The following is a 22,119-nucleotide window of genomic DNA, read 5'->3' on the forward strand; positions in this document are numbered from 1 at the left end:
CCGGCGCAGGCCGGGACCCAAGCTTAGCGTGCAGGCACGCACTCCTTGGATTCCGGCCTGCGCCGGAATGACGGCAACGGCGCGGCATGGACGGAGCAGTGAAATGACAACACAAAACGAACTACGCAACATCGCCGGTCAACTGATCATGATCCGCTTTCCCGGCACCGTGCTGGATGCGGCCACCGCCGACTTCCTGAAAGCGAACAGCATCCGCGCTGTCTGCCTGTTCCGGGGGAACATGACCGACTCCGGACAGCTGGCCAAGCTGACCGCCGATCTGCGCGCCGTGATGGGCCCTGAAGCGCTGATCGCCATCGATCAGGAAGGCGGCGCCGTGGTGCGTTCGACCTGGGTGCCCGCACCGCCGGCCGCAATGGGCCTGGGCGCGGCCGACGACACCGACCTCGCCTACCGCACCGGCGCCGCCGTCGCGCGCGCGGTGAAAGCGCTGGGCTTCAACTGGAACTTCGCGCCGGTGCTGGACCTGAACAACAATCCGCACAACCCGGTGATCGCGGAACGCTCGTTCGGCGCCGAGCCGAAACGCGCCGCCGAACTGGCGATGGCGTGGATGGCCGGCAGCCATGCCGAAGGCGTGGCCTGCTGCGTCAAGCACTTCCCCGGCCACGGCGACACCAACGTCGACTCGCATCGCGACCTGCCGACCGTGGACAAGCCGGTGGAAGAACTGAACCGCCTGGAACTGGCGCCGTTCCGCATCGCCTCCGGCGCGGCGCCGGCCATGATGACCGCGCACATCGTCTACCCGACGCTCGATCCGGAAAACCCGGCCACCATGTCGCGCCGCATCCTCAACGACCTGCTGCGCGAGGAATGGGAGTACAAGGGCATCATCATCACCGACGGCATGGACATGCACGCCATCGCCGGCCGCTATGGCGTCGGCAACGCCGCCGTGCGCGCGCTGACCGCCGGCGCCGACATGGTGATGGCGCTGGGCACCACTGAAACGCAGAACGAAACGCTGGACGCCATCGCCGCCGCCATCGCCTCGGGCGCGCTGTCGCAGGCCGACATCGACACCCGCCTGGCGCGCCTGTCGTCGCTGGCCAAGGCCTACCCATGCAAACCGCGCTCGTACAAGGAAGACGCGGCCGACCGCGACATCATGGCCGAAGGCTGGCGCCGCAGCCTGACCGCGTACAGCACCGCATCAAGCCAGCCGCAACGTCCCGCCGCCGGCGCCAAGGTACGTCTGATCGCGCGCGCCGACGTGGTGAGCGACGGCGTCTCCGAAGCGGGCGTGCCGGCCGGTGTGGTGGCCGATTCGCTGCGCGCGCTGTACGACGTCGAACTGGTCACCTTTGCCGATGCCGACAGCTTCGACTGGAGCGCGCTGCCGCAAGACGGCCGCTTCACCATGCTGGCCTCCACCTCGCGCCTGCGCTACGGCCAGCATGCGCGCGACACCTGGCGTCCGGACCTGCATCTGGCGCTGTGGAACCCGTATCAGGCGCTGGACATCAACGCGCCCGCATTGATGACCTACGGTTTCGCCAAGCCGGCGCTGGAGGCCATCAACGGCTGGCTGTCCGGCGCCCTGCAAGCCACCGGCAACGCACCGGTACCTGGCTTCGAATAAAGAACACACCGGAGACACTCCACATGCAAGACACCATCCGCAATCCCAAGCTCTGGGTGCCGACCCTGTACCTCGCGCAGGGCCTGCCCTACTTCGCCGTCGCCATCGTCGCCAGCCAGATGTTGAAGAGCATGGGCGTGCCCAACGACGAGCTGAATCACTGGATCGCCCTGGTTGGCTTGCCGTGGGCGCTCAAGCCGTTGTGGAGTCCCTTCCTCGAACTGGCGCCAAGCAAAAAGCTGGTGGTCACCTTCTTGCAGGTGTTCGGTGGCTTGTGCCTCGGCGGCGTCGCGCTGGCGCTGCAGGCGCCGTTCTGGTTCGCCGCCAGCCTGGCGATGCTGGCACTGGTCGGCATCGCCTCCGCCACCCACGACATCTCGTGCGACGGCTTGTACATTACCAGCCTCGATGAAAAAGGCCAGGCGCAGTACGCCGGCTGGACCGGCACCTTCTTCAACGCCGCCAAATTCTTCACCACCGGCGGCCTGCTGCTGCTGGCCGGCCACTTCGAGAAAACCTTGGGCGTGGTGCCGGCATGGACCATCTGCTTCTGTATCCTCGGCGCCATGATGATCGCGCTCGGCCTGTACAACCGCTGGGCGCTGCCGCTGGCGCAAAACCAAGCGAGCAAAGACACCAACGCCACCGCCATCGCCCGCACGCTGTGGGAAGTGATCGTGGCATTCTTCCAGAAGCCAGGCATCTGGGTCTCGATCATCTTCATCATCCTGTTCCGCGCCGGCGAGGCGCAAGTGCAGTCCATCGGGCCGCTGTTCCTGCGCGAGGCGCGCGCACTCGGCGGCCTGGGCCTGAGCACCGCCGAAGTGGGCGCGGTGTACGGCACCGTCGGCACCGTGGCGTTCCTGGTCGGCTCCATCGCCGGCGGCTACTTCACTTCGTGGCTGAGCCTCAAGCGCGCCATCCTGTGGCTGATCCTCGCGGTCAACCTGCCGAACGTCGCCTTCTACCTGCTCTCCACCTTCCAGCCGACCGACCTGTCCATCATCAGCGCGGCGCTCAGCGTGGAGATGTTCGGCTATGGCTTTGGCTTCGTCGGCCTGATCCTGTACATGATGCAGGTGGTCGCGCCGGGCAAGTTCCAGACCGCGCACTACGCCTTCGCCACCGGCATCATGCAGCTGGGCTCTGTGCTGTTCAAGCTATTCAGCGGCGACATCCAGATCGCGCTCGGCTACCAGCATTTCTTCATCTGGGTGATGCTGTCGGCGATTCCGGTTGCCATCCTGTCGCAAGTCATTCCGATGGTCGCGCGCCCGCAGCAGAAGGAAGAGGCGCAGGCCGCCGCCGTGCAGCACGCTTGAATTGGGATTTCGAACCGGTTTTATGTAACAATACGCGGGTTTACATCTCCAGTATGATTTAAAGGATAACCATGTCCCACACTCGTTTTGCTCGTATCAGCCTGCTCCTGGCCGCCATTGGCCTGAACGCCGCTCCGGCCATGCTGGGCCTGGCCCCGGTCCACGCTGCGGAAGAAAAGAAAGCGGAAGCACCGAAAGACGCCGTGCGTCCGGAAATCTACAAACTGATCGACCCGGCGCAGACCAAGCCGCTGCTGGACGCGAAGAACTACACCGAATTCCAGAGCCGCATCGACCAGGTCGCGGCCATGCCTAACCTGACCCCGTACGAAACCTTCGTGCTGAACCAGTTGCGCGTGCAACTGGGCCAGGCTTCGGGCAACCAGCAAATGACCATCGACGGCCTGATCGCGATGATCGATTCCGGCCGCCTGCCGCAGGATAACAAGCTGCGCTTCATCGACGCGATTGCCGGCATCTACTACAGCAACCTGAAAGACTTCGACAACGCCATCAAATGGTTCGAGCGCTACGGCGTCGAGTCGGGCGACAAGGTCAAGCAGCGTCCCTTCATCGTGCGCTCGTACTTCCTGAAGAACGATTTCGCCACCGCCAAGGTCGAAGCGCTGAAGGACATCGAAGCGGCCAAGGCGTCCGGCGCCACGCCAAGCAAGGACACCCTGAACCTGCTGGGCAACGTCGGCATCAAGACCAAGGACACCGAACTGTATCTGCAAGCGGTGGAAGAGCTGACCCGCTACTACCCGACCGAAGACTACTGGAACGACCTGCTGAACCGCACCCGTGGCAAGAAGACCTACAACAACCGTCTGGACCTGGACCTGGTGCGCCTGAAGGCCGTCACCGTGCCGTCGAAGATGGAGCCTGAGGACTACGCCGAACAAGCCGAGTTGTCGGTGCTGGGCGGCTTCTTCACCGAAGCGAAGATCGCGATGGACAAGGGCTACCCGAACGGCATCCCGGCCGGCAAGGACAAGGCCGCGCTGCAAAAAATCCGCGACAGCGCCAACAAGGGCGCGGCTGACGATGCGAAAAACATCGACAGCGGCATCGCTCCTGCGCAGAAGTCGAAAGACGGCGTGGGCCTGGTCAACCTGGGCTACAACTACGTGACCCTGGGCCAGTTCGACAAGGGCGTCGACCTGATGAAGCAAGGTATCGCCAAGGGCGTATCGAAGAATCCTGAAGACGCCAAGCTGCGCCTGGGCTACGCCCTGGCAATGGCCGGCAAGAAGGACGAGTCGCTGGCAGTGCTGAAGCCTCTGGCCGTCGGCACCGACCCGCGCGCCGACCTGGCCCGCTACTGGATCATGTACCAGACCGGCCCGAAGATCGGCGCGGCTGAAGCCAAGTAAGAAAATCAAAAGCCAGCGTTCGAGCTGGCTTTTTTTTTACCTCATTGAACTCCACAAAGTGCGCAGCAACTGGTGCTCGCTGTCGTCGGCGCTCAGTTCCCAGAACATCGCGCCGCGCAGCTTCTGCTGCTTGATGTAGCGCGCCTTTTCCTTGAGCGACGCGGGATCTTCATACGTGATCCACACCTGCCCGGCCGGATCGTACAGATAAGGCACCCTGGCGGCAGCGTTGCGCAGGCGCTGGCCCGGCTTCTTCAAGATCGTGCCGTAGCCGTATGAATTGCCGCCGTTGATGCCATCGGTGACGCCGCCCGTGCACAGCTGGTACAGCCCATCGCCAGCCGGTCCCGCCGCGCAGCCCTTCCAGCCGTAGCCGTAGAACGGCACGCCCAGCACCAGCTTGTCCGCCGCCACGCCGGCGCCCAGATAGCGCTGTACCGAACGCGATGCGTAGAAACCGTCGGCCGCCACCGGATCTTTCGGGTCGGCGTACAGCGCCGCGTGGTGGCCCGTGCTTTTCTCCCACGGCATGTGGTAGTCGTAGGCCATGATGTTGATCCAGTCCAGGCCTGCCGCCAGCTCCTTGAGCCACTTGCCATCGCCGACGTAATTGCCGTTGGCGCCGGCCGCGATGGTGATGCTGTAATGCTTGCCATCCTGCTTGCCCGCCGCATCGAAGGCCGCGCGCAGCTCGCGCACCCAGGTGATGAAGTTCTGGCGGTCCTCGGGACGCGCGCACACTTCGCCCGCCACGCAAGGCACGCCGGCCTCGCCCGGATACTCCCAATCGAGGTCGACGCCATCCAGCCCGTACTTGCGCATCGCCTTCAAGCTCGAGGCGATGAAGTTGGCGCGCGCCGGCGCCGACGCCGCCACGTTGGAGAAGCGGTTCGACCAGTCCCACCCGCCCACCGAGATCACCACCTTGAAGTGCGGATGCTGCCGCTTCAGCGCCACCAGCGCGCGCAGGTTGGCGCCATCCTCGGTTTCGTCGCGCCAGGCCAGCGCGCCGTTGAGCGGTTCCTGGCAGGCCGCGACATAGTTTACCGACGGCTCGGGATTGCCATGCTTGCCGTCCCAGCACAGGTCGACGAAGGCGTACAGCGCCATCGTCAGGCGGCTGGCGTCGACCGAGGCGACGGGAAAGGCGGCGTGCTTCCAGCCGGGGTAGTAGCCGATCACTTCCGAAGCCATCGCCGGAGCGACAGTCGACGATACAGCCAGCGCCAGGGCCAGCGGGATAAATTTAGTTTGCATTCAGTTCTGCCACAAAGTCGTACATATCGCCACGGAAGTAGGAGCGGCAGAATTCCACCGCGCGTCCGTCGCGCAAAAAACCGAGCCGCTCAACGGCCAGCCCGGCATCCCCTTCCTTCGCCTGCAACAGCGCGGCCTGCTCCGCGTTCAGCAGCAGCGCCGACAAGCGCTGCAAGGCGCGCACCGGGCGGTTGCCGGCTTGTTCCAGCGCGTCGTACATGGACAGGTCCACCGCCTCCAGCGACGGCAGGCAGGCGGCGACGATGGTCGCGTATTCCAGGCACATCGGCACATCGTCGGCGTAGCGCATGCGGTTGAAGCGGTACACCTTCGAGCCGGGGCTCAGGCGCAGGCGCATCGCCTCGTCCGGCGTCACCGTGCCTTCCGAGCGCTTGAGCCACACGCTGCGCGGCGTGCGCCCGCGGGCCCGCATGTCCTCGGAAAACGAGGTCAGCTTGGAGAAGTTCTTTTCGATGCGGGTGTTGATGAAGTTGCCGGAGCCGGGACGCCGCACCAGCACGCCCTCGCTGACCAGCCCGTCGATCGCCTTGCGCACCGTGATGCGCGAGATCTCGAGGTCGGCCGCCAGCTGGCGCTCGGCCGGCAAGGCGTCCTCCTGCTTGAGCAAGTGGTGCTCGATGGCGGAACGCAAGGCACGCTGCAGGCGCTGGTACAGGGGCAGGTTACTGGTCTCATTGAGGTGCTGTCGGATGTGTACCAGTGGTGTCGTTGGATCGCTTTTCATAACGATGGTGACGTCCTCTCCGTAGTTGTCAGACGATAATACCAAAAAAAGACCACCGTAATTCCAGCGCGCCAGCCAGCGCCGCAAAAAAAATCTATCGCATCGCACAGAGCCTTTAGGTAAAGGCTTTTTCTGTGTTGCATACGCGCACAGCGGCTTTCCATACCACCATCAATCCGGTCTTATCAGGTTGCCGAAAAGATACTTTGTCGGCTACATACAACATAACAAAAAAGAATTTTAAAGTGGTAGTGATCTGGTATTGAAACGCGAGTATATTGGCGTTGGATTGGTTTTGAACGTGATCTAAAAAGAAGCACATCAACAATCAGGGGGCTCGGCGGAGCCCTCTTCAACGGGAGGGAACAATGCATCACCATACGAAGAACAGCAAACAGTCCAAACTGACGCCGATCGCCACTGCGGTCGGCCTGATGATTCTGGGCGCCACCATTTCAGCACAAGCACAAGCACAACAGGCAGCGGACGAACCGGCATCGGTCGTCGTGACCGGTATCCGCGCCTCGCTGCAACAATCCTTGAACCAGAAGCGCAACTCCGATTCGCTGGTTGAGGTCATCACCGCCGAAGACGTCGGCAAGATGCCGGACAAAAACGTGGCGGACTCGCTGCAGCGCCTGCCAGGCGTGAGCGTGGCGGCGGCCGGCGGCGGCGAAGGCTCGTTCGGCGAGAACGACCGCGTGGCCCTGCGCGGCACCCCGTTCGGCCTGACCCTGACCACCCTCAACGGCCATACCGTCTCAAGCGGCGACTGGTTCGCCGACAACATCATCGGCGGCGGCCGCAGCGTGAGCTTCTCGCTGTTCCCGTCCGAACTGATCGGCCGTGTCACGGTCCATAAAGGTTCGCAAGCCAACCTGCTCGAAGGCGGCGCCGAAGGCGTGGTCGATATCGAGACCCGCAAGCCGCTGGACTTCAAGAAAACCCTGAACGCGCAGGTGAGCCTGGGCGGCGTCAACTCGTCGAACTCCGGCAAGACCGACCCGCAACTGAGCGCAATGGTGGCCTGGAAGAATGACCAGAACACCCTGGGCGTGCTGGTGCAAGGCTTCCACCAGAAGCGCACCCTGAGCCGCGTCGGCCAGGAAAACCAGATCTGGTATGACCGCGTGGAAGCCGGCAGCCCGGTCGCCAACGCCGTGCCAGGTTCGGCCGGCGCGATGGCCAACTACCTGGGCGGCACCGCCTGGTTCGAGCAGGAGCGTACCCGCAAGGGCGGCCTGATCGACGTACAGATCAAGCCGACCAACGACCTGACCCTGGACCTGACCGCGTTCCGCTCGCACCTCGACGCGCCGAACATCAACCACAACTTCATGCAGTCGCTGGGCCGCTTCCTGGCGCCGTCGTGGGCCACCACCAACTTCCCGGCCGGCGCCACCAGCGGCACCCTGAGCAACGGCGTCATCACCCAGCTGACCGGCACCGTGCCGGCCAACTGCACCGCCTGCGCCACCATGTCGAGCGCGGTACAGGAAGAGTTCAGCCGTCCGGTGGCGGAATCGCAATCGCAGTTCTTCGACATCGACGCCAAATGGCGCGTCAACGACCAGCTGACCCTGAAAGGCCGCATCGGCACCACCAAGGGCATCGGCAACACCGTCAGCGGCGCGCTCGGTGTCTGGATGCCGTGGACCGGCGGCAGCTACACCATCAAGGACGCCGGCTCGGCCGTGATCTACAACATCCCGGGCGCCGACAAGTTCTCGATCGGCGGCATGCAGGCCACCCCGTACACCTACGGCTCGCATGTGACCGCGAACGACAAGGAAACCTACGGTGAACTGAGCGGCACCCTGCGTACCGACTGGGGCGCCGTGAGCAGCGTGCAGTTCGGCGGCCGTGTGGCGGAACACAAGCGCGACCTGACCGCGATCGGCATCAACGCCCTGCCGGGCCTCGATTCCGTGGCCAACCTGCCGATGTCGGGCCTGACCTCGTTCCCGAGCGACTTCAACGAACTGGGCGCCAACGGCGCCGGCTACTGGACCTTCTCGCGTGACGCCGTCAACGGCTGGCTGTCCAAATACGGCAGCTACTCGGGCAACCTGCGCCAGAACGAATTCACCATCAAGGAACCGACCCAGTCGGCCTTCGTGATGGCCAACTTCGGCGCCGAAAGCCTGTCGGGTAACTTCGGTCTGCGCGTGGTGCACACCACCGAAGAAGTGAACCGCTACGAGATCGGCCCATCGGGCGGCTTCGAGCCTAAGCAGTACTCCAACGGCTACATCGACTTCCTGCCGAGCGCCAACTTCCGCCTCGACGTGACCAAGGACCTGGTGGCCCGCTTCGGCACCAGCCGCACGATGGCGCGTCCTGAGCTGGGCATGATGGCCGGCGTCGACCTGCGCGACGTCCAGGGTACCGGCAACGTCGGCAACCCGAACCTGCGTCCGATCCGCGCCAACAACTACGATCTGGGCCTGGAGTGGTACTTCGCGCCGAAATCGCTGGTGTCGGCCGGCGCCTTCTACTCGGCGCTGGACGGCTACGTGACCTACGGTTCGAGCACCGCCACCTTCTACAACCAGCTGCAAAAGCAAAACACCGTGTACCAGGTGTCGACCCCGGTCAACACCACGGCGGAAGTGAAGGGCCTGGAGTTCTCGTACGTGCAGGAACTGCCTAAGGGCTTCGGCATCAACGCCAACTACACCTACACCCTGGGCAAGGAAACCGGCAAAGCGCCAGGTTCGCCATGCGGCAACCTGACTTCGCCGGATTGCACCCTGATCGGCACCTCGAAGAACGCCTACAACGTCGGCCTGTTCTATGAGCAGGACAAGCTGAGCGCCCGCGTGACCTACAGCTGGCGTTCGGGCTTCCTGAACGGCACCAGCCGTAACAGCGCCGCCTTCCAGGCGCCGATCGGCACCCTGTCGGCATCGTTGGCCTACCAGATCAACGACAGCTACAGCATCACGTTGGACGGCAAGGACCTGAACAACCCGCTGGTGCGTTCGGTCATCCACACCGCCGGCGCGATGGACCTGCCAGGTTCGCTGTACAAGAATGGCCGCCAGGTCTACCTGACCTTGCACGCCAAGTACTAAGCAGCAGTCAAAACGGGGCGTTCGCGCCCCGTTTTTTTTAACCCGGAATACCTGACATGAACGTGACCACGCCTCCCAAGAAAATCATCATCGTCGGCGGCGGCAGCGCCGGCTGGATGACGGCCCTGATGTACGGCGACGCCCTGATCAAACAAGGCGTCGAGATCACGGTGCTGGAATCGCCCACCGTGGGCGTGATCGGCGTGGGCGAAGGCTCGACGCCGGCGCTCAAGCGCTACTTCGACAGCCTCGGCATCAGCGAAGCCGAATGGATGCCGGCCTGTCACGCCACCTACAAAAGCGGCATCACGTTTGACGGCTGGTCCACCAAACCCGGCTACGAAAGCTACTTCCACCAGTTCGCCACGATGGTCGACAACCTGACCCTGCCGAACTTTATGGAAAACGTCCATGCACGCCAACGCGGCGCCGCCATCGACGCCCGTCCCAACCGTTATTTCCTGTCGTCGCGCCTGAGCGACGATTGCCTGGCGCCGCACGCGGCGGAGAACTTCCCGTTCTTCACCACCTACGGCTACCACTTCGACGCCACCCTGCTCGGCCAATTCCTGCACCAGCGCGCGGCCGCCTTGGGCGTGCAGCACAAGGTCTGCCACGTGACGCACGCGGTGATGAATGAACGCGGCGACATCGCGGCCGTCGCCACCCAGGAAGGCGAACAGCTGGCGGCCGATTTCTTCATCGACTGCTCCGGCTTCTCCGCCCTGCTGATCGGCAAAACGCTGGAGACGCCGTTTGTCAGCTATGCCGACAACCTGTTCAACGATTCCGCCATCGCCATGCCGAGCGAGATCGGCGACAAGATTCCGACCCAGACCGTATCGACCGCCATGAAGCATGGCTGGGCGTGGAAGATCCCACTCACCAACCGCTATGGCAACGGCTATGTATACAGCTCGTCGTTCGTGTCGGCCGACGAAGCCGAGCACGAACTGCGCAGCAAGCTGGGCTTGCTGGAATCGGACGTGCAGGCGCGCCATCTGAAAATGAAACTGGGCCGTGTGACCAAGCACTGGAACCGCAATGTGCTGGCGGTCGGCCTGTCGCAGGGCTTCCTCGAACCGCTGGAAGCGACCGCGCTGTACCTGACCCAGATGACGGCCGCGATCTTCCTGCTGTTCCTGGAAAAAGGCGATCTGAGCGACAAGGCGCAAGATCTCTACAACCAGGAAATCCACGACTACTTCGACGGCCACCGCGACTACATCGTGGCCCACTACAAGACCAACAGCCGCAGCGACACGCCATACTGGCGCGCCAACGCCGAGAACCTTGGCAGCGTGTCGGATTCGCTCAAGCACATCTTCCAGACCTGGATCGAGGGCAAGGACCTGGCGGCCGAGATCCGCCGTCAGAACATCGAGCGCTACTACCCGGTCGGCTCGTGGTATGCGCTGCTGGCCGGCATGGGCACCTTCCCGGAGATCGGGCAGGCGCCGAACACCGAAGCGCTGGCGCCGCTGGACGACTTCATGCGCCGCTGCGCACTCAACTTCCGCGACCACCGCACCGTGCTCAACGAGCTGGCCCAGCAAGCCGGCATGTAACCGCTTCATTGTGTAGTCTCTGCCCGCCACGGCGTCCCCGGCCCTGGCGGGCTTTTTTTTGCCAGCAGAATACACGCGGCGGAGTATTTACCAAGGCCCTGTGGTAAACCTTCTTTTTTGCGTTCTTTTTTCTTCTCTTTCCCTCTCTTTTGAACTTTTATTTTTCTGGCCTGTCTAAAAAGAAGAAAAGAGGGAAAAAAAAGAATGTTTACCACAGTGAGCGTGCAGTTACCCAGCCATGTCCTGCTCGAACTAATTCAGCGGCTGGAACGCAGCTCCGGTTCTAAAGACGTCTCCGCAGCAACCGCAACGCCATCGCAAACCGAAATACTGCCTGCAGCCGCTCCCCCCACCACCGCCGGTTGAAAAGCGCGATACCTCGCAACGCGACAACTGGTGCTTGCCGGAGCGCCGCAAGTGGCGCATTCGCCTTGAAGACATCGCCTTCGACTAAAAAGATGCATGCACAAGCTAAACACGCGACGAATGCGGCAAATTGATTGTGCATCGCCAGCGTCGGCGCTACATTCGCCACATGAGATACCTTCCCCTGCTTCTGGCTCCGCTCCTTGCCCTCATCCTGCCGCTGGCCAGCGCGGCGCCGCGTGATGTGAAAACACAGGCGGTCTACGACTACCTGCTCGGCGTATGGGGCAAGTCCACCCTCGCCGGCCAGTCCGACCTGACCTGGCGCGATAGCGTCGACATGGCGCAGCGCGTGCACGACGACACCGGCAAATATCCGGCGCTGATGGGCTATGACTTCATGAACTACGTCGACGCCACCGAGGGCGACGGCCGCCACCAGACCGAAGAAGCCATCGCCTGGGACGCGCGCGGCGGCCTGGTGTCCTTCCACTGGCACTGGCGCATCGCCAACGGCAAGTTCTACACCAAGGAGACGCCCTACCGCCTGCCGGCAGCCGACTACCGCCAGATCGACGCCGATATCGACCGCGTCGCGCTGGAACTCAAGCGCTTGCAGGACGCCAACGTGCCGGTGCTATGGCGTCCGCTGCACGAAGCCGCCGGCGGCTGGTTCTGGTGGGGCACCTCGCGCGAAGGCTATATCGCGCTGTGGCGGCACATGCATGAGCGTCTGACGCAAAAGCACGGCCTGCACAATCTGATTTGGGTATGGAATGGACAAGACCCGGCCTGGTATCCGGGCGATGATGTGGTGGATATCACCGGCTACGACGTCTACGAAAACAACTACGCCGAAGCATGGCGCAAGACGGCGCAGCATGGCAAGCCGATCGCGCTGACCGAGACCGGCCACATCCCCGACCTGCAGGACGGCCAGCGCTGGCTGTGGTTCATGGTCTGGAACGACGGCCGGGGCGAAGCCGGCGTCACCAGCCCGGATAATTTCTGGACCGGTGAACACCACAACAGCAACGCCCACAAGCGCAAGATCTACGGCGATCCAAACATCATCACGCTGGACCGCCTGCCGAAGTTTTAAGGCTTCTTGGCGGCCTTGGCCTCATCACCTGCCACCACTACCGACATCTTGGCCGGGTCGATATGCTTGCGGAAGGCGGCATTGACCTGCGCCAGCGTGGCCGCTTTCAGCTTGGCTTCGTACTCCTTGCTCCAGGCGTAGGTGCGGCCCATATGCAGGTTGCGGGTCCAGCCCGAGGCCACCACGCTATCCTTGGCACGGTTCTGCAGGCGCTGTTGCAGCAGACCCGATTTGGCGCCATCCAGCTCCGCTTGCGTGAAGCCGTCTTTCAGCGCACGGTCCAGCTCTTCGCGGATCGCGGCCTCCAGCTTCTTCAGGTTCTGCGGCGCGGCGATGGCGCCCATGCCGAAGTTGCCGGCCCGGTCTTCCTCGCCCGCATAGATGCCGCTGCCGCCGCCATACGACAAGCCATCCTTCTGGCGGATGCGGTCCATCAGGCGCGATTTCAGCGCGCCGCCGCCGAAGATGTAGTTGGCCAGCTCCAGCGGCGCGTAATCGGCATCCTCGGTATTCAGATCGATCGGCAGGCGCGCCGCGTAGGAGCCGTTCTCCTTGTCCGGCGCATTCAGCGTAGCGTGCAACGGCGCCTTGTCCACATTGGTGTTCAGGATCTTGGCGTAGGAAGCCTTGCTGTTCCAGCCGGTGAAGCTTTCGTCGATGGTCTTGCTGATGGCAGCCTTGTCGAAGTCGCCCACGATCGCCAGCTCGCCGCGGCTGGCGCCGTAGAAGTTCTTATGGAAGGCGACCACGTCCTCCAGCTTCAGCGCCTTGACGGCTTCGAGACGTTCGGCCACGGTCAGGGCGTTGCGCACGTCGCCTTTCGGGTAGTGGTTGTAGTGCTGCTCGATGGCCTCGTTGGCCAGCACCTGCGGCTCGCCGCGCGAGTATTCGAGGCCGACGATCCACTGCTGGCGCAACTGCTCGAATTCGGCCTGCGGGAAGCTGGCGTCCTTCAGCACATGTGCCACCAGCCGCAGCGACGCGTCGAGGTTAGGACCGGTGGTCTCAAAGCTGTACGGCGAACCGGTGATCTTCAGCTTGGAGAAGGCGTCGGCCAGCTGTTCGCGCGTGTACTTGCTGGTGCCGCGCATCAGCATCTCGTTGGCGACTTCCGACACCACGCTGGTATTGGCCAGATTCTTCTCGTCGCCCCATTGCAGCTTCAGATGCACGGCGACCGTCTCGCCACGGTTCTTCTTCGGCAGCAGCGCCACTTTCAGGCCGCCGATGGTCTTGATCTCGGTACGGGCGTTGATGTTGTCCTGGCTCGGATCGAACACCTCGGAGGTCAGCACGCTGTCCTTGCCCTTGAAGTCCTTCATCACCTCGGCCACGCTCGGCGCGGCCGGGATGTCGGCGCGCTGCGGATTGTCTTCGGGGATGAACTCACCGACCACGCGGTTGTCGCGCTTCAGGTAGCGCGCCGCCACCTCGGCCACTTGCTGCGAGGTGATGCTCGACAGCTTGTCGCGGCCGGCGAACAGCAAACGCCAGTCGCCCAGCGATACCTCTTCCGACAAGGTCACGCCCACGCGCTGCGGATCGTTGAGCGACTTCTCGATGTAGTTGGCAAAGTTGCGGCGCGTACGCTCCATCTCTTCTTCGGTCGGCGGCGTCTTGGCGAAGCTCTCCACCGCCTCGGTCAGCGCCGCGCGCACCGGTTCCAGCGGCTCGCCCGACTTGACCACCGCGCCGATGATTTGCAGGCCCGGCGCGTAGCCGGTCATGCCGAAGCTGAACACCTGCGCGGCCTTGCCGCTTTCCACCAGCTGTTTGTGCAGGCGGCCGGTCGGCTCGTCGCCGAGGATTTGCGACATGAAGCTGATCGCGTCGCTGTCGCCCTGCAGCGAGCTTGGAATCTTGTAGCCCAGCGCGACGATCTGCACATCGCCCTTGCGGCGCACGGTGAAGCTGCGTTCGCCGTCCTGGGTCGGCTCGACGGTCCAGAAAGGCGGCAGCACGCGCTTCGGTTTCGGGATCTTGCCGAACGAATTGCTGATCCACGACAGCGTCTGCGCCACGTCGAACTTACCGGCCACCAGCAGCACCGCGTTGTCCGGCTGGTAGTAGGCCTTGTAGAACGCCTGCAGGTTCTCGATCTTGACGTTCTCGATGTCGCTGCGGTTGCCGATGGTGGAGCGGCCATACGCATGCGCATCGTAGGCGATGCTCTGCATGCGCTTCAGCAGCACGCCGAACGGATTGTTCTCGCCGGCTTCGTACTCATTACGGACCACGGTCATTTCCGAGTCCAGGTCCTTGCGCGCGATGAAGGAATTGACCATGCGGTCGGCTTCCATCTCCAGCGCCCATTTCAGGTTTTCCGGGCTGGCCTGGAACACCTCGTAGTAGTTGGTGCGGTCGTTGGAGGTGGTGCCGTTGAATTCCATGCCGCGATCGGCGAATTCCTTCGGAATGGCTTTGTTTTTCGGCGAGCCCTTGAACACCATGTGCTCCAGCAAGTGCGCCATGCCGGTCTCGCCGTAGTTCTCGTGGCGCGAGCCGACCAGGTAGGTGACGTTGACGGTGACGGTAGGCTTGGAGGCGTCCGGGAACAGCAGCACTTTCAGGCCGTTCGGCAACCGGTATTCGGTGATGCCTTCGACCGATGGTCCCTTGACCACGCCGGCCGGCAGCGCGGCGGCGGCCCAGGCTGGACCAGTGGCAAGGAATGACATTCCGCACAGCAGAAGGCTGGCGGCGGCGGCGTGTTTCAGACGGCTGTTGTTCATATTCTCTCTCGAAAAAAGATCAGAACACGCAGCATACGCCCACCCAGCGCAGGTGGGTAGAGTCTTAAGTAAAAATTAATTCTTTTCGGGAACGAGGCAGGCGTCGACCACTTGCAGGTCGTTGTCCTTGGCGAAGGACAGCACGAAGTGATAGGCCATCGGCTCGAGACCGCGCAGCTTGCCGTTGACCACCACCGACTTCACGCCGTTGACCACGGTCGGCGTCACGTAGGGCGAGAACTGCAGGTGGGAATCGCGGCCGCCGCCGACACCTTCCGGCTTGAAGCAGGCCATCACGCCGCACAGGCGCTCAGCCCAGTCGCTGGGACGGAACTGCCGGCCATTGCTGGTTTGGCCAAGGATGAAGAACGAATCTTGCTGTTCTGCCGGTTTTTGAACGGACATAGGCGCGGCTGCTTCTGCGTGGATGAGGAAAAATCTTACGTATTATATCTTATAGAAGACCTAAATAAGTAAGCCCTTGATTGGCAACGTCTTTTTCAAGGAAGATCCCACTTTGGTGCAGGAGTTCATTGCCCTGCACCACGGCAATACCGCTATTGTAACCGCTTCTGCCTATCCGCCGAACCAAACGGCGCTCGACAGCAGCAACAACAGCATCATCCACAACAACAGCGCGCGCCACACCAGGCCCACCGTGCTTTGCAGGGCACGGATGCTCGGCTCGTCGCCCGGCATCACATCGGGCTCGATTTCCACGTCCACCGTGGTGGCATCGACAAACTGCGCCTTGACGGCGTTTTCCACCGGCGAACCGAGGCGCACCCCCATCGCGCCGCCGCCGGCCGACAGAATGATGCCGACCGCTTCGTTCGACCAGCGGTGGGCGAAGTTGCGCCAGGCGTAGATCGCGTCCTCGAAGTTGCCAACCACGGCAAACGCCACGGCGGTCAGGCGCACCGGGATCCAGTCGATCCAGTAGTAGGCGCGCGCGGCGAACTGGCCAAAGGCCTCGTTGCGCATGTGCTCAGGCTCGTTCCAGGCGCGCGCCAGATGCTCGGACACGCGGTACATCACGGCGCAGGCCGGGCCGGCCGGCATCAGGAACCAGAAGAACACACCGAACACATTGCGGTGCGTGGTGATCAGCGACTTCTCCACCGCCAGACGAGTAATTTCGGACGCTTCCATGCCCACCGTGTCCTGCCGGGTCCACTCGGCCAGCAAGGCGCGTGCGGCAGCTTCGTCGCCCGCGTTCAGGGCCAGCTGGATCGAGGTGAAATAGTGGCTGTAGTGGCGGAAGCCCAGCGTCAGGTAGACGATCAGCACGTTCCACGCGAAGGCGGCGTAGGTCAGCTCGTAGTGGCGCAGCGTCCAGTAGATCACGGCGGTCGGCACCATCAGGATGGCCATCATCAGGAACCAGCCCATGCGGCCGTGGGTCGAGTGGCCGGCGTTGAACCAGGTCTCCATCCGCAACGCCAGGCTCTTGATTTCGGCGTAGATCGGATTGTCTGCACGCAGCGGTTTCATCTGCTCGATCAGCAGCGCGCATAAGATGGAAAGAAAAGTCATGTATGTCCTTAGTTCGTACGGCCGTAATGGTCGTTACGATAGCGTAGTGTGACTACGCGCGCAAGAAATGGAACAGATTCCGGATCATGCCGGCGGTCGCGCCCCAGATGTAATAGCCCTCGTACGGCATGGCGTAGAAGCTGCGGCGGCCGCCGGGCAGGTCCACCGACAGGCGCTGGTGGTTGGCGCCGTCCATCAGGAAGGCCAGCGGCACCTCGAAGATGGCTGCCACCTCGCCGGGATCGGCCGCCACTTCAAACGGCGGCTGGATCAGCGCCACCACTGGCGTGACGCAGTAGCCGGTGCCGGTCAGGTAATTCGGCAGCACGCCCAGCACGTCGACATGGGCGCGCGCCAGGCCGATCTCCTCCTCCGATTCGCGCAGCGCGGTGTCGACGGCGTCGGCGTCATAATCTTCGGCGCGGCCGCCGGGGAAGCTGATCTGGCCCGCGTGGTCGGTCAGATGGGCGGTGCGCTGGGTCAGCAGCACCGTCAGGCCGGTCGGGCGCAGCACCAGCGGCACCAGCACCGAGGCCGGCGTCGGCGCGCGCTCGTCGCGGCCCGGCATCACGCGCTCGCGCGCTTCCGCCGTCCACGCGGCCGGTGGCGCGGCAAAACGTTCACGCAGCCATTGGGGCGTCAGGCGTTCGGGCGCAACGGCGGGTTCGCCGGCGATGCCGTCTATCGGCAGTTGCTGCGGGTCGAATGGTAGCTTGGCCAAGTGTGCTCCTGAAGTCAAAAAAAAGGGCGCCCAGAGGCGCCCTTTCTCCAAACACAACCGATATTAAACGGCTGCTTTCGCCGCTGGGCGACGGTTTGGCAGTTTTTCTTTGATACGTGCCGATTTACCCGAACGATCGCGCAGGTAGTACAGTTTAGCGCGACGTACGTCACCGCGGCGTTTCACTTCGATCGAAGCGATCAGCGGCGAGAACAGCTGGAAGGTACGCTCAACGCCTTCGCCGGACGAGATCTTACGAACGATGAAGTTCGAGTTCAGGCCACGGTTACGACGGGAGATAACAACGCCTTCGTAAGCCTGGGCGCGCTTGCGGGTGCCTTCGACTACGTTCACGTTGACTACCACGGTATCGCCAGGTGCAAAATCAGGAATGTTTTTGCCCAGGCGAGCGATTTCTTCTTGCTCGAGTTGTTGAATCAGGTTCATTTTTAATGACTCCAAAAACCATCTTGCTGGCGCGCTATGAGTAAAAACTCGGCCCAGTAGAGGATGGGGTTATAACAGACAGGCTCAGAGGCCTGCCAAAAATTGCTCGTCGCGCTTGGTGAGCAGTCCCGCCTCACGCGCTTTGATAAGCAAATCCGGTCGCTTGCGCGCGGTCGCCTCCAGCATGCGCTGGCGACGCCATTTTTCGATCTCGGCGTGGTTGCCGCCCATCAGGACTGGCGGTACTGCCACGCCTTCATACGTTTCCGGCCGCGTGTAGTGCGGCGAATCGAGCAAGCCGTTGAAGAAGCTGTCTTCAATCGCCGAGGCGTCGGTGTTCAATACGCCGGGAATCAGGCGGATCACCGCATCCATCAAGGCCATCGCCGGCAGCTCGCCGCCGGACAGCACGAAATCGCCAAGGCTGATTTCTTCATCGACCACCCGGTCCAGCAAACGCTGGTCCACCGCTTCGTAGCGGCCGCACAGGATCACCAGACCGGGCTCCTGCTTCAGCTGCATCACACGCTCATGCGTCAACTGCTTGCCCTGGGGCGACATGAACACCACGCGCGGCGCTGGCAGACCGGCGTCGGTCTGGCGCTGCCTGGCGGCGGCAATGGTCTGCTCCAGCGGCTTGGCCATCATCACCATGCCGGGGCCGCCGCCATACGGGCGATCATCCACGGTGCGGTGATTGTCGGTGGTGAAATCACGCGGATTCCACAGCGACAGGCCACATTTATTCTGTTCAAACGCACGCCGGGTCACACCCGACTGCGTAATTGCGGCAAACATTTCCGGGAACAGGGTTACGACATCAAATTGCATGGCGAACCGCCCTCAATGTTTTACGCTTGGTAAACTTAGTAATCAAGGCCCCAGTCGACAGTGATCTTCCTGGCTTCCTTGTCCACCTTGATGATGAACGCGTCCACAAATGGGATCAGGCGCTCTTGCGCCTCGTCTTCTGCGGCGGTGATGCGCAAGATCGACTGCGGACCATTGCTCATCATGTCAGACACCTTACCCAGGTGCTCACCTTGCAGATTCTCTACTTCCAGGCCGATCAACTCGGCCCAGTAAAACTCATCGCCGGACAAGGCCGGGAAGCGGCTCTGCGGGATAAACACTGCGGCGCCCTTGAGCGCTTCAGCACTGTCCCGGTCAGACACGCCAACCAGGCGCGCTACGACATCGCCGCCATGCAGTTTGCACTGCTGGACGTCCACATCGCGCATCGCCGGTTTATCGAGCCACCAGGTTTTGACCTTGAGGAGTGCATCCGCATCTTCCGAGAAAGGACGAATCCTGACCCAGCCAGCAACGCCATAAGCACCGAAGACAAAGCCTACCTGTGCCAGATCGTCGGGGATTTGCACCCCGGATGCATTCTTATCGGTCAAACCGGTAACCAGACAGACTTAGGCTGCTGCTTTTTTGTTCTGGGCGACCAGACGAGCAACGGTAGGCGACAGTTGTGCGCCGACGGATTCCCAGTGAGCCAGACGGTCAGCGGTAATACGCAGAGCAACTTCCTGGCCCGAAGCCATTGGGTTGTAGAAGCCAATACGCTCGATGAAACGGCCATCGCGACGATTGCGCGAATCAGTTGCAACGATGTTGAAGAAAGGGCGCTTCTTGGCACCACCACGAGCTAAACGAATAACGACCATAATATTTCCAAAAAATTTGTGCTAGGACGGAAAAAGCCGCAAATTATAGCAAGCTTTGCCGCGAGGCAGCAAGCGTTAATGAAATAATTGGGCATGTTGGGGTAATCAAAGATTATCCCTTGTTCCGGCGCTGGGGGCAAGTGGCTTGCCCGTAAAAAAGGCGTGCCGGGGGCCGTATTATGCCTGATACTGGTGGCTCACTGACTATTTTGCTGAACAACCATGACTGTTTTGCACCAGCCCCGTCACAAAAACAAGACAATCGCCGCCCTGCTCGCCTTCCTGTTTGGCGGCCTCGGGCTGCAAAGGCTGTATCTGGGCGGCTGGCGCGACCGCTGGCTGTGGCTGCATCTGGCCAGCCTGCCGGCGGCCTGGCTGGTGGCGCTGGCGGCGCCCGGCGCCAACGGCTTCTACCAGCTGCTGCCCATCATCGTCTCCGGCCTGGCCGGCTTCCTCGAAGCGCTGGTGCTGGGCCTGACGCCGGACGACAAGTGGGACGCGCGCCACAACCCGCAATCGGGCCGCCAGTCGGACACACGCTGGCCGCTGGCCGTGGTGCTGGTGGCCAGCATGATGATCGGCGCCGGCAGTCTGATTGCGACGATTTCTCGCCTGTTTGACTTGCTGTACACTGGTGGGGCTTACGGTTAACAAGGAGAACAAGCATGCACAACCGTTCCATCACTACCGCCGTGCTGGTGGCCGCCCTGGCCTCCACCTCGATCGCACAGGCGCAAAGTCCAAAAGACCAATTCAACGCCGAGAACAAGCGCATCGCCACGCGCTATGCCGAGGATAAAAAACTCTGCAGCGAAGAACCGGATTCCGGCCAGCGCATGCAATGCCTGCGCGACGCCAAGGCCGAGTTCGACAAATCGACGGCAATGGCCAAGGCCCAGTACAAGGCCAGCCCGGCCAAGCCGGGTGACTGCCGCGACTGCGGCAAGGTCACGCAAGTGGTGACCGGCGAGAAGGCCGGCGAAGGCAGCGCGCTGGGCATGATCGCCGGCGGCGTGGCGGGCGCCCTGCTGGGCAACCAGGTCGGCAGCGGCCACGGCCGCCAGCTGGCGACGGTGGCCGGTGCCGCCGGCGGCGCCTACGCCGGCAAGAAGGTCGAAGAAAAAGCCAAGGCCACCAAGCAATGGACCGTGCACGTGCAATACGACGACGGCCGCCAGGCCAGCTTCCACTTCGACCATGACCCACAAATGATGAGCGGCGACCGCGTGCAAAACGCCAACGGCAGCATCATCCGCCGATAAGGACCATATGACAGCACCCACCTTCCCTACCGAATGGCAAGCACTGGTTGACCAGGCGGCCGGCGCCTTGCGCGCGCTGGCGTTGGATGAAACGGCCAAGGAAAAGTTCTGCAACGATCCGCTGCTGCGGCCGTTTATGCACAAGGTGTCGCAGCGCTATGTGGCCGGACAGACGGTAGAGGAAGCGCTGCGGCGCGTCGCGCAAATCATCGCGCGCGGCCATGCGGCGTCGGCCGAGTACATGGGCGAGAGTGTGCGCGACGAAGCGTTCGCGATGGCCGAGACCGAGGTGTTCATGGAGCTGGTCCAAGCCATCGGCCAGCGCAACCTGAATTGCTCGATCTCGTTCGACCTCTCGCACATCGGCTCGCTGGTGGACAGCGAACTGGGCTACCGCAACGCGCGCCGCATTGCGCTGGCCGCCGCCGAAATCAACCGCGAGGTGATGATTTCGATGGAAGGCATCGACCGCGCCGACGACATCTACGCCATCTACACGCGGCTGCATCAAGAGGATGATCTGCGCAATGTCGGCATCACCGTACCGGCCAAGCGCCACCGCACGGCGCAGGACTTGCCGGCGCTGATGAAGCTGCCGGGCCGCATCCGGCTGGTGAAAGGCGCGTTCCTGGAGCCGGAAGGCGTGGCCTATGGCCGCAACAGCCCCGAGCTGGCAACCGCCTACCGCCGCTACGCGCAAGAGCTGCTACTGAGCGGCCACAAGTGCGCGATCGCCACCCATGACCGCAGCATCCAGGCCAACCTCGTCGACCTGATCGCGCAGGAACGCATCGACCCGCGCTGGTTTGAATTTGAATCGCTGATCGGCCTCGGCACCGAGCAGATCGACGCCCTGCAGGCGCGCGGCTTCCCCACCCGCGAATACGCGGTGTTCGGACAGGAACATTTCCTCTACGTGCTGAACCGCATCGCCGAGGAACCCATCCGGGTCTACCAGGCCATCCTCGACCTCAATGCAGGCTGAACTGGTAAAGCGCCTCCAGGCTCGCCTCGGTTGAGCGCGACGACGGACGGGCGCCAGCCGCCACCGCCCAGGCCAGCACCCATTGCCCGGCCCGAATCTCGTCGGCGAACGTCTCGGCGAGCAACAAGCGCTGCGCGGCGGCGCTCATGCGCTTGATGGCATATGCCTTGCGGCCGGTGGTGGGAACGGTGGAAGTGGCGGGAACGGCAGGGACAAAGATAGGTTTCATGCTGGCCTCATTAAAGAATATCCAGCTTGTACGCAGCGAACGGCGTATCGGATTCAACGTGTTGCGCGCCATCGTCTCCGTGCATGCCGGGGACGATGGCGGTGTGTAGCGC

Annotated in this window: 20 protein-coding genes; 9 read left to right on the forward strand and 11 right to left on the reverse strand. The window is 62.7% G+C overall.

Annotation, left to right across the window (positions count from 1 at the left end; translation table 11 throughout):
• Positions 1-103 precede the first annotated feature (103 nt).
• From nagZ to BMZ70_RS19080, 3 genes are all read left to right on the forward strand, one after another.
• The gene (nagZ, locus tag BMZ70_RS19070) at positions 104-1,606 is read left to right on the forward strand and encodes a beta-N-acetylhexosaminidase (protein WP_092278340.1); all 1,503 of its coding nucleotides are present in this window, start codon (positions 104-106) and stop codon (positions 1,604-1,606) included.
• Between the two features lie 23 nt (positions 1,607-1,629).
• Positions 1,630-2,928: an MFS transporter gene (locus tag BMZ70_RS19075; protein ID WP_092278342.1), complete on the forward strand. Its 1,299-nt coding sequence runs from the start codon at positions 1,630-1,632 to the stop codon at positions 2,926-2,928.
• Between the two features lie 71 nt (positions 2,929-2,999).
• Positions 3,000-4,304, forward strand: coding sequence for a tetratricopeptide repeat protein (locus BMZ70_RS19080; protein WP_092278344.1), 1,305 nt, complete (start codon positions 3,000-3,002; stop codon positions 4,302-4,304).
• 36 nt (positions 4,305-4,340) lie between these two features.
• On the opposite strand, the gene BMZ70_RS19085 is transcribed toward BMZ70_RS19080, so the two are convergent.
• Both BMZ70_RS19085 and BMZ70_RS19090 read right to left on the reverse strand, forming a co-directional pair.
• Positions 4,341-5,561 carry a glycoside hydrolase family 18 protein gene (locus BMZ70_RS19085; protein WP_092278346.1) on the reverse strand — a complete coding sequence of 407 codons (1,221 nt, stop codon included), beginning with the start codon at positions 5,559-5,561 and terminating at the stop codon, positions 4,341-4,343.
• Positions 5,551-6,306: a GntR family transcriptional regulator gene (locus tag BMZ70_RS19090; protein WP_092278348.1), complete on the reverse strand. Its 756-nt coding sequence runs from the start codon at positions 6,304-6,306 to the stop codon at positions 5,551-5,553. Before BMZ70_RS19090 ends, BMZ70_RS19085 begins: the two co-directional genes overlap by 11 nt.
• 368 nt (positions 6,307-6,674) lie before the next feature.
• Between BMZ70_RS19090 and BMZ70_RS19095 the strand changes: the two genes are divergently transcribed.
• The 3 genes from BMZ70_RS19095 (at position 6,675) to BMZ70_RS19105 (ending at position 12,419) form a co-directional block, all read left to right on the forward strand.
• Positions 6,675-9,383, forward strand: coding sequence for a TonB-dependent receptor (locus BMZ70_RS19095; protein WP_092278350.1), 2,709 nt, complete (start codon positions 6,675-6,677; stop codon positions 9,381-9,383).
• A 56-nt stretch (positions 9,384-9,439) separates the two neighbouring features.
• A complete protein-coding gene (locus BMZ70_RS19100) occupies positions 9,440-10,951 on the forward strand; it encodes a tryptophan halogenase family protein (RefSeq protein ID WP_092278352.1) in 1,512 nt (503 codons plus the stop codon).
• 535 nt (positions 10,952-11,486) lie between these two features.
• On the forward strand, positions 11,487-12,419 hold the full coding sequence (locus tag BMZ70_RS19105; RefSeq protein ID WP_092278354.1) for a glycosyl hydrolase: 933 nt from the start codon (positions 11,487-11,489) through the stop codon (positions 12,417-12,419).
• Here the strand turns inward: BMZ70_RS19105 and BMZ70_RS19110 are convergent.
• From BMZ70_RS19110 to rpsP, 8 genes are all read right to left on the reverse strand, one after another.
• Positions 12,416-15,151 (reverse strand): M16 family metallopeptidase, encoded by a 2,736-nt coding sequence (locus BMZ70_RS19110; protein WP_092278356.1) that lies wholly within the window; start codon positions 15,149-15,151, stop codon positions 12,416-12,418. The genes BMZ70_RS19105 and BMZ70_RS19110 overlap by 4 nt on opposite strands.
• Positions 15,152-15,226: 75 nt before the next feature.
• Positions 15,227-15,556, reverse strand: a complete 330-nt coding sequence (locus tag BMZ70_RS19115) for a DUF3579 domain-containing protein (RefSeq protein WP_092278358.1) — start codon at positions 15,554-15,556, stop codon at positions 15,227-15,229.
• Between the two features lie 171 nt (positions 15,557-15,727).
• Positions 15,728-16,687, reverse strand: coding sequence for a CobD/CbiB family protein (locus tag BMZ70_RS19120; protein ID WP_092278360.1), 960 nt, complete (start codon positions 16,685-16,687; stop codon positions 15,728-15,730).
• A 52-nt stretch (positions 16,688-16,739) separates the two neighbouring features.
• On the reverse strand, positions 16,740-17,408 hold the full coding sequence (locus BMZ70_RS19125) for a CoA pyrophosphatase (RefSeq protein ID WP_092278362.1): 669 nt from the start codon (positions 17,406-17,408) through the stop codon (positions 16,740-16,742).
• 63 nt (positions 17,409-17,471) lie between these two features.
• Positions 17,472-17,855: a 50S ribosomal protein L19 gene (rplS, locus tag BMZ70_RS19130; protein ID WP_092278364.1), complete on the reverse strand. Its 384-nt coding sequence runs from the start codon at positions 17,853-17,855 to the stop codon at positions 17,472-17,474.
• Positions 17,856-17,939: 84 nt separating this feature from the next.
• Positions 17,940-18,686 (reverse strand): tRNA (guanosine(37)-N1)-methyltransferase TrmD, encoded by a 747-nt coding sequence (trmD, locus tag BMZ70_RS19135; protein WP_092278366.1) that lies wholly within the window; start codon positions 18,684-18,686, stop codon positions 17,940-17,942.
• 35 nt (positions 18,687-18,721) lie between these two features.
• A complete protein-coding gene (gene rimM / locus BMZ70_RS19140) occupies positions 18,722-19,261 on the reverse strand; it encodes a ribosome maturation factor RimM (protein WP_092278368.1) in 540 nt (179 codons plus the stop codon).
• Positions 19,262-19,279: 18 nt separating this feature from the next.
• Positions 19,280-19,531 (reverse strand): 30S ribosomal protein S16, encoded by a 252-nt coding sequence (gene rpsP, locus BMZ70_RS19145; RefSeq protein ID WP_092278370.1) that lies wholly within the window; start codon positions 19,529-19,531, stop codon positions 19,280-19,282.
• A 222-nt stretch (positions 19,532-19,753) separates the two neighbouring features.
• Between rpsP and BMZ70_RS19150 the strand changes: the two genes are divergently transcribed.
• From BMZ70_RS19150 to BMZ70_RS19160, 3 genes are read left to right on the forward strand one after another with little or no spacing between them, the layout of a single operon-like run.
• Positions 19,754-20,182 carry an NINE protein gene (locus BMZ70_RS19150; protein WP_092278371.1) on the forward strand — a complete coding sequence of 143 codons (429 nt, stop codon included), beginning with the start codon at positions 19,754-19,756 and terminating at the stop codon, positions 20,180-20,182.
• Positions 20,183-20,196: 14 nt separating this feature from the next.
• Positions 20,197-20,793 (forward strand): outer membrane lipoprotein, encoded by a 597-nt coding sequence (locus BMZ70_RS19155; RefSeq protein ID WP_092278373.1) that lies wholly within the window; start codon positions 20,197-20,199, stop codon positions 20,791-20,793.
• Positions 20,794-20,800: 7 nt separating this feature from the next.
• Positions 20,801-21,778 carry a proline dehydrogenase family protein gene (locus tag BMZ70_RS19160; RefSeq protein ID WP_092278375.1) on the forward strand — a complete coding sequence of 326 codons (978 nt, stop codon included), beginning with the start codon at positions 20,801-20,803 and terminating at the stop codon, positions 21,776-21,778.
• Here the strand turns inward: BMZ70_RS19160 and BMZ70_RS19165 are convergent.
• Complete coding sequence (locus BMZ70_RS19165; RefSeq protein ID WP_092278376.1) at positions 21,765-22,079, reverse strand: hypothetical protein; 315 nt, start codon at positions 22,077-22,079, stop codon at positions 21,765-21,767. The genes BMZ70_RS19160 and BMZ70_RS19165 overlap by 14 nt on opposite strands.
• Between the last annotated feature and the right edge of the window lie 40 nt (positions 22,080-22,119).

Origin of the sequence: Duganella sp. CF402 (genome assembly GCF_900109645.1) — a bacterium.
Lineage (GTDB): Bacteria > Pseudomonadota > Gammaproteobacteria > Burkholderiales > Burkholderiaceae_D > Rugamonas.